10 protein-coding genes are annotated in these 6,488 nt (G+C 68.2%); 1 reads left to right on the plus strand and 9 read right to left on the minus strand.

What is annotated here, in order from left to right:
- Positions 1–34: 34 nt before the first annotated feature.
- The 4 genes from cyoE to QZ500_RS18645 are packed head-to-tail and all read right to left on the minus strand — an operon-like array spanning position 35 to position 3,617.
- A complete protein-coding gene (gene cyoE / locus QZ500_RS18630) occupies positions 35–940 on the minus strand; it encodes a heme o synthase (protein WP_295857445.1) in 906 nt (301 codons plus the stop codon).
- The gene (locus QZ500_RS18635; RefSeq protein ID WP_295857446.1) at positions 937–2,127 is read right to left on the minus strand and encodes a heme A synthase; all 1,191 of its coding nucleotides are present in this window, start codon (positions 2,125–2,127) and stop codon (positions 937–939) included. The genes cyoE and QZ500_RS18635 overlap by 4 nt, the downstream gene beginning before the upstream one ends.
- Positions 2,128–2,155: 28 nt before the next feature.
- Positions 2,156–2,890, minus strand: coding sequence for a hypothetical protein (locus tag QZ500_RS18640; protein ID WP_295857448.1), 735 nt, complete (start codon positions 2,888–2,890; stop codon positions 2,156–2,158).
- Positions 2,832–3,617 (minus strand): SURF1 family protein, encoded by a 786-nt coding sequence (locus tag QZ500_RS18645; protein WP_295857449.1) that lies wholly within the window; start codon positions 3,615–3,617, stop codon positions 2,832–2,834. The genes QZ500_RS18640 and QZ500_RS18645 overlap by 59 nt, the downstream gene beginning before the upstream one ends.
- Before the next feature lie 15 nt (positions 3,618–3,632).
- On the opposite strand from QZ500_RS18645, the gene QZ500_RS18650 reads away from it, so the two are divergent.
- Positions 3,633–3,854, plus strand: a complete 222-nt coding sequence (locus QZ500_RS18650) for a twin transmembrane helix small protein (RefSeq protein WP_295857450.1) — start codon at positions 3,633–3,635, stop codon at positions 3,852–3,854.
- Positions 3,855–3,942: 88 nt separating this feature from the next.
- Here QZ500_RS18650 and QZ500_RS18655 read toward each other — a convergent pair whose 3' ends face one another.
- The 5 genes from QZ500_RS18655 to QZ500_RS18675 all read right to left on the minus strand — a co-directional run.
- Entirely contained in the window at positions 3,943–4,824 is an 882-nt protein-coding gene (locus QZ500_RS18655) for a cytochrome c oxidase subunit 3 (RefSeq protein ID WP_295857451.1), read from the minus strand.
- 57 nt (positions 4,825–4,881) lie between these two features.
- Positions 4,882–5,085: a DUF2970 domain-containing protein gene (locus QZ500_RS18660; protein ID WP_295857452.1), complete on the minus strand. Its 204-nt coding sequence runs from the start codon at positions 5,083–5,085 to the stop codon at positions 4,882–4,884.
- Positions 5,082–5,702, minus strand: a complete 621-nt coding sequence (locus tag QZ500_RS18665) for a cytochrome c oxidase assembly protein (RefSeq protein ID WP_295857453.1) — start codon at positions 5,700–5,702, stop codon at positions 5,082–5,084. Before QZ500_RS18665 ends, QZ500_RS18660 begins: the two co-directional genes overlap by 4 nt.
- Positions 5,703–5,720: 18 nt before the next feature.
- Positions 5,721–5,834, minus strand: a complete 114-nt coding sequence (locus tag QZ500_RS18670; RefSeq protein WP_295857455.1) for a cytochrome oxidase small assembly protein — start codon at positions 5,832–5,834, stop codon at positions 5,721–5,723.
- 23 nt (positions 5,835–5,857) lie between these two features.
- Positions 5,858–6,488 (minus strand): cbb3-type cytochrome c oxidase subunit I (locus QZ500_RS18675; RefSeq protein WP_295857457.1); only part of this gene is annotated, 631 nt, incomplete at its 5' end.

Here is a 6,488-nt window from a genome sequence, read left to right on the forward strand (position 1 = left end):
TGGGACGGCCGCCGCCAGGGCGCGGCCGCCGCGGCTACATCAGGTAGTGGTCCAGCAGCAGCGCAGCGAACAGCACGCTCAGGTGAATCAGCGAAAAACGGAAGGTCCGGCGCGCCAGCGCGTCGGAATAGTCGCGCCACAGCCGAAAGGCGTAGCCGCAGAAGCCGAGGCCGAGCACCACGGCCGCGGCCAAGTACAGCCAGGAGCTCATGCCGTAGATGAACGGCATCAGGCAGCCGGCGAACAGGATGATCGTGTAGAGCAGCACCTGCAGCCGGGTGAACTCGTTGCCGTGGGTGACCGGCAGCATCGGCAGGCCGGACTTGCGGTAGTCCTCGACCCGGTAGAGCGCCAGCGCCCAAAAGTGCGGCGGCGTCCAGAGGAAGATGATCAGGAACAGGATCAGCGCCTCGGGGCCTACGTCGTTGGTCATGGCGGCCCAGCCGAGCACCGGTGGCATCGCGCCCGACGCGCCGCCGATCACGATGTTCTGCGGGGTCAGCGGCTTCAGGATCACGGTATAGATCACCGCGTAGCCGACGAAGGTGGCGAAGGTGAGCCACATCGTCAGCGGATTCACCCAGACATACAGGATCGCCGAGCCGACGGCGCAGAGCAGCGCCGAGAACAGCAGCGTCTGGCGGTCGCCCAGTTCGCCGCGGGCCGTCGGCCGCCACGCGGTGCGGCGCATGCGGGCGTCGATGCCCTTTTCCACCAGGCAGTTGAAGGCCGCGGCCGCACCCGCCACCAGCCAGATGCCGGCGCAGGCGACCAGGGCCAGGCGCACCTCCGGCCACGACGGCAGACCGGGCACGGCCAGCACCATGCCGATCAGCGCGCAGAAGACGATCAGCTGCACCACCCGGGGTTTGGTGAGCGCATGGAACTGCCGGACCCGCGAGGGCGCGGCATTCGGCGACGGGGAAGCGGCAACGGTCATACGGAGGAAGACGATTCGGACAGGCGGTTCGGCGCCGGCGCAAGCCCGGCGGCGGCATCGCGGCGGCTCGATGCCAGCACCCAGGCAAGCGCGACCACCAGCGCGGCAGCGCCGCCGGTGTGCGACACCGCGGCGACCAGAGGCCAGCCGAGCACCACGTTCGACAACCCGGTGGCGAACTGCCAGAACGCGAGGAACGCGATCCAGCGTGCAGCCCGCGCGAGGCCCGCCACCCGCCAGAGCCGCCAGGCCAGCAGCCCCAGCGCGACGAAGACGACGTAGGCGAACAGCCGGTGGACGTAGTGGATCGCGGTGAGTGCAGCGAAGCTGATGTTGCTGCCGTCGCGCAGCAGACCGAGCGGCCGCCACAGCTCGAAGCCTTGGCGGAAATCCATCGCCGGCCACCAGCTGCCCTGGCACTGCGGGAACTGCGTGCAGGCGAGCACCGCATAGTTGGTGCTGACCCAGCCGCCCAGCAGCACCTGCCCGCCGACCAGCGCGAACACCAGCCAGACGCCCGCCCGCAGCACCGGTCGCAGCGGCACCTGCGGCCGTCCGTTGAACGCGCGGGTGTAGCGCACCGCCAGCACGCACAGCAGGACCAGCAGCACGATGCCGCCGACGAGGTGCGCCACCACGATCGCGGGGAAGAGCTTCATCGTCACCGTCCAGGCGCCGAACGCGCCTTGCAGGCAGACCCAGAAGAGCGTCAGCAGCGGCCATGCGGGATGCACGACGGCGGCCTCTCCCCGTGCGCCGGCCCGGCGCAGCCGCCACCATTCCAGCCAGCTCACGACGGCGATCGTGACGACCAGCACGCCGACACCGGTCGCCAGGTAGCGGTGCAACATCTCGACCCAGGCCTTGCCGTGGGTGACCGGCCCGGTCGGCATCGCGTTCTGCGCGGCGGTGATTTCGGCATGGGCACCGACCGGGCTCGCCTTGCCGTAACAGCCGGGCCAGTCGGGGCAGCCGAGGCCCGAATCCGTCAGACGGGTGAAGGCTCCGAACAGCACCAGGTCGAAGGTCAGGAACAGCGTGAGCACCGTGAGCGCCTGCAGCCGGCGCAGCGGCGTCGCATCGCGGTTGCGCATCCATATCCAGATGAGCGGGCCGAGCGCGACCACGACGCCCAACAGCATCAGCCGGGCGATCGGGGACAGGTCGTAGAGGGGGGTGGTGTCCATGGCGGTGAGTCGTCGTCGGGTTGCCGCCTCAGCGGCCCGCCTCGTCCCACGACGCGGCGGCACGCAGCAGCCGGTCTAGGTCGCGCTTGGCCTTGACGGCCGCTTCGCGGTCCATGTTCGCAGGGAAACGCATCATCCAGTGCCCCTGCGGATCGACCACGTACAGATGGTCCGACAGCGCGTGGCCGGGCGCAGGCTGCAGCCAGGCGGCGAGCGCCGGGCCCGGCACCCGCAGCACCGTCGCGGCGCGGACGCCCTGCTGCAGCTTCTCGGGCACGGGGGCCGCATCGTCCACCAGCCACACCCAGTCGAGCCGGTCCTTCTCGCGGCCCAGGCTCTCGCGCAGCTGGCGTTGCAGGTAGAGGTGCTGTTCGCACTGCGCGTCGCAAGCGCCGCCGGCGACACTGACCAGCAGCCACTGGCCGCGCAGGGCGTCGAGCGGGCGCGGCGTGCCGTCGAGCCCCGTGGCCTGCACTGCCGGCAGCGGCGGCTGTGACGCGATCAGCTCGCCGTAGACCCGCCGGCCTTCCGGGCGGATCACGTAGTAGGTGAAGTAGGAGGCGATGACCGGCGCCGCGCAGACCAGCATCACCGCGAGCATCTTCAGGCGGCCGCGCGAGGTGCGCCGCTGTTCGACCTGCGCTTCGGCAGCGCCCGGCTCCGGCATCGAATGCACCGTCAGGCCGAGCGGATGGTCGGCCGCGTCAGGAGCGGTCGTCCCGGCGCGCGGCAGCGGGGCGTCGGATGAATTGGAACCAGACATAGAGGATTGCGATGAGGGCGGCGAGCCCGAACCATTGGACGGCATAGCCGTAGTGTTTTTCGACCCCGCTGGCGATGGCGGGCCAGCGGCGCTGCAGTCCTTCGGAGGCTTCACCGGTCTGCAGCACCGTGAGCGCCGCGAGCGGCAGGCCGGTCTCGCGCCGGAAGGCCGGCAGGTCGAGATTCTGCCGGATCGCGGAAGACCCCTCGGCAGGACCGCGGGACGTGCCGAAGTCGTAGAGCTGCGACGGTGGCGCAGCGATCCGGCCCTGCACCGTCACCGGCCCGTCGGGCGTGGCGATCACCGCCAGGCGGGTGCGGTCCAGGAAGTCGCGCGGGATCCACCCCCGCTGTACCAGGACCGCGCTATCCGGCGCGATCACCAGCGGCGTCAGCACGAAGAAGCCGGGGCGTCCGTCCATCTGGCGGTTGTCGAGGTACACCGTCCGGTCGGCCTGCCAGCGCCCCTGCAGCACGATGCGGCGGTGCACCAGCCGGGCGGCCGTGGCCGCGTCGGCAGCCGTACGCACCGGCTGCAAGGCGGCCGCATTCAGCGGCGGCAGGGCTTCCTGCTCAGCGATCGCATCCTGGATCGCGATCTTCTCGCCCGCCCGGCCGAGCTGCCAGCGGCCGAGCGACAGCGTGGCCGCGATGCCGACGATTGCGGCGGCCGCGACCAGCCACCGGCGCGCGTCGCGTGGCGGCCTCTGCAGCGATGTGTCGCTCATCCGATAATTCCCGGCATGAAAGTCCTTGTTGCTCTCGCCTTCCTGGCCATCCTGGCAAGCCTGTCCTCCGCCCTGTTCTTCATGATGCGCGATGGCCGCAACGGCAAGCCCAAGAGCAGCAACATGGCGCGTGCGCTCGCGTTCCGGGTCGGCTTCTCGATACTGCTTTTCGTCTGCATCCTGATTGCCTGGAAACTCGGCTACGTCCGCCCGACCGGCCTGCCGCTCGGCCGCTGAGTCCGGCCCGTTGCGGCTCCATGGATCGGACTTACGGTACCGGCAAAACAAAAGGCGCCTCGCGGCGCCTTTTTGCTGGGCGGGTGGATCAGAGCCAGTAGACCAGCACGTAGAGGCCGAGCCACACCACGTCCACGAAGTGCCAGTACCAGGCCGCACCCTCGAAGCCAAAATGGCGCTCCGGGGTGAAATGGCCCTTCTGCAGGCGCAGCGTCACGAAGAACAGCATGAGCATGCCGACGAACACGTGGAAGCCGTGGAAGCCGGTCAGCATGAAAAAGGTCGAACCGTACACGCCCGAGGACATCTTCAAGTTCAGGTCGGTGTACAGGTGGTAGTACTCGTAGCCTTGCACGCACAGGAACACGATGCCCAGCACGACGGTCGCCCACATGTAGCTGACCGCCTTGCCGCGGTGGTTCTCGCGCAGCGCATGGTGGGCGATGGTGAGCGTCACGCCCGAGGTGAGCAGCAGCGCGGTGTTGATCGTCGGCAGCCAGAACGGACCGACCGTCGTGAACGGCTCGACGATGCCGGCGGGCGAAGCCGTTGCACCCGCGGCCACGCTGGGCCAGACGGCCTTGAAGTCGGGCCACAGCAGCGCGTTGTCGAGGCTGCCGAGCGCCGGTACCGCATGCGAGCGGGCCCACCACAGCGCGGTGAAGAACGCGCCGAAGAACATCACTTCCGAGAAGATGAACCAGGCCATGCTCCAGCGGTAGGACAAGTCGATCTTGTAGCCGTAGAGGCCGCCTTCGCTTTCCGCGACCGCATCGCGGAACCACTGGAACAGCACGAAGCCCCACCAGAGCAGGCCGAAGAACAGCGAGTACATGCCCCAGCCGTGGCCGTTGATCCACTGGCCTGCGCCGAGAATCACGAAGAACAGGCCGGCGGCCGCCATGACGGGATGGCGCGACTCCGCGGGGACGAAATAGTACGGCGTGCCGCCGGTGTGGGTGGTGCTCATGTCTGCTCCTGAACTCTCGGCTCTTCTCTCAAAAATGGGGCGGTTCCGGGCCGTCGGTCAGACGATCCAGTGGACCAGGGCGATCAGCGCCAGCACGAACAGCAGTGCGGCGGCGATGCCCACGAAAACGATGTGCAGGGGATTCAGCTTCACGTCCTGCGCGAACTCGCTGGACTTGCGCAGGCCGATGAACGACCACGCGACGGCGCGCACCGTGCGCAGCCACGACCCTGCCGGCCGGGAGGGCGGTGCGCTGGTCACGAGCCCACTCCCGCACCGACCAGCTGCGGTGCCGCGCTCGCGGTCGCCGGTGCCGGCGGTGTCTTGCCGCCCACCTCGAAGAAGGTATAGGACAGCGTGATGGTGGTGACGTCCTTCGACAGCTTGGGGTCGATCACGAAGGCAACCGGCCACTGCTTCTTCTCGCCCGGCTCCAGCGTGTACTGGTTGAAGCAGAAGCATTCCAGCTTGTTGAAGTGCGGTGCGGCCTGTTGCGGCGCATAGCTCGGGATGGCCTGCGCGGCCATGCGGCGGTCCTGCACGTTCTGGAACTCGTACATCACCGTCGTCAGCTCGCCCGGATGCACCTGCACCGAGCGCTGCGCCGGCTTGAACTGCCAGGGCCCCCGCGCATTGGCGTCGAACTCCACCGTGATCGTGCGGCTGCGGTCGACCTGGCTGTTGGACGGCAGCTTGACGTCGCGACCGGCCGTGCCGTTGCCCGGCACCTGTCGTTCGGTGAGCGCCAGCACGTTGATGCCGGTCATCTCGCAGATCGCGTTGTACAGCGGCACCAGCGCGTAGCCGAACGCGAACATGCCGCCGGCCACGATGGCCAGCTTGCCGAGCATCTTCGCGTTGTCGCTGCGCAGTCGCATGGGGTGCAGGCTTCCGGTTCAGCGGGACAGCAGGACCATCTTGGTCATGAAGCCCAGAAAAAAGACGACCGCGATCGACGCCAGGATCAGGCCCAGGCGGCGGTTGTGCTTCTTCTGCTCGGGTGTGGCCATGGCGTGCAGGGTCCGTCCGGTGCTCAGCCGACCACGCGGGTCGCGGTGGCGTCGAGCTTCGGGGGGTTCTCGAAGGTATGGAACGGTGCCGGCGACGGCACTTCCCACTCGAGGCCTTCGGCCGCTTCCCACGGACGCTGCGGCGCCTTGGCACCCTGGCCCCGCATGCAGGGCACGACGATGAACAGGAAGAAGTAGACCTGCGCGATACCGAAGAAGAACGCACCGACTGAGGCGATCGCGTTGAAGTCGGCGAACTGCATCGGGTAGTCGGCGTAGCGGCGCGGCATGCCGGCCAGACCCAGGAAGTGCATCGGGAAGAAGGTGACGTTGAAGGAGATCAGCGACCACCAAAAGTGGATCTTGCCGCGGCTCTCGCTGTACATCACGCCGGTCCACTTGGGTGCCCAGTAGTAGAACGCGGCGAACATCGAGAACAGCGAACCGGCCACCAGCACGTAGTGGAAGTGGGCCACCACGTAGTAGGTGTCCTGCAGCTGGATGTCGATCGGGGCCATCGCCAGGATCAGGCCGGTGAAGCCGCCCATGGTGAACACGAAGATGAAGCCGACGGAGAACAGCATCGGCGTCTCGAAGGTCATCGAGCCCTGCCACATCGTCGCGATCCAGTTGAAGATCTTCACCGCCGTCGGC

It is taken from the genome of uncultured Xylophilus sp. (assembly GCA_913776965.1).
Taxonomy (GTDB): Bacteria; Pseudomonadota; Gammaproteobacteria; order Burkholderiales; family Burkholderiaceae_C; genus Xylophilus.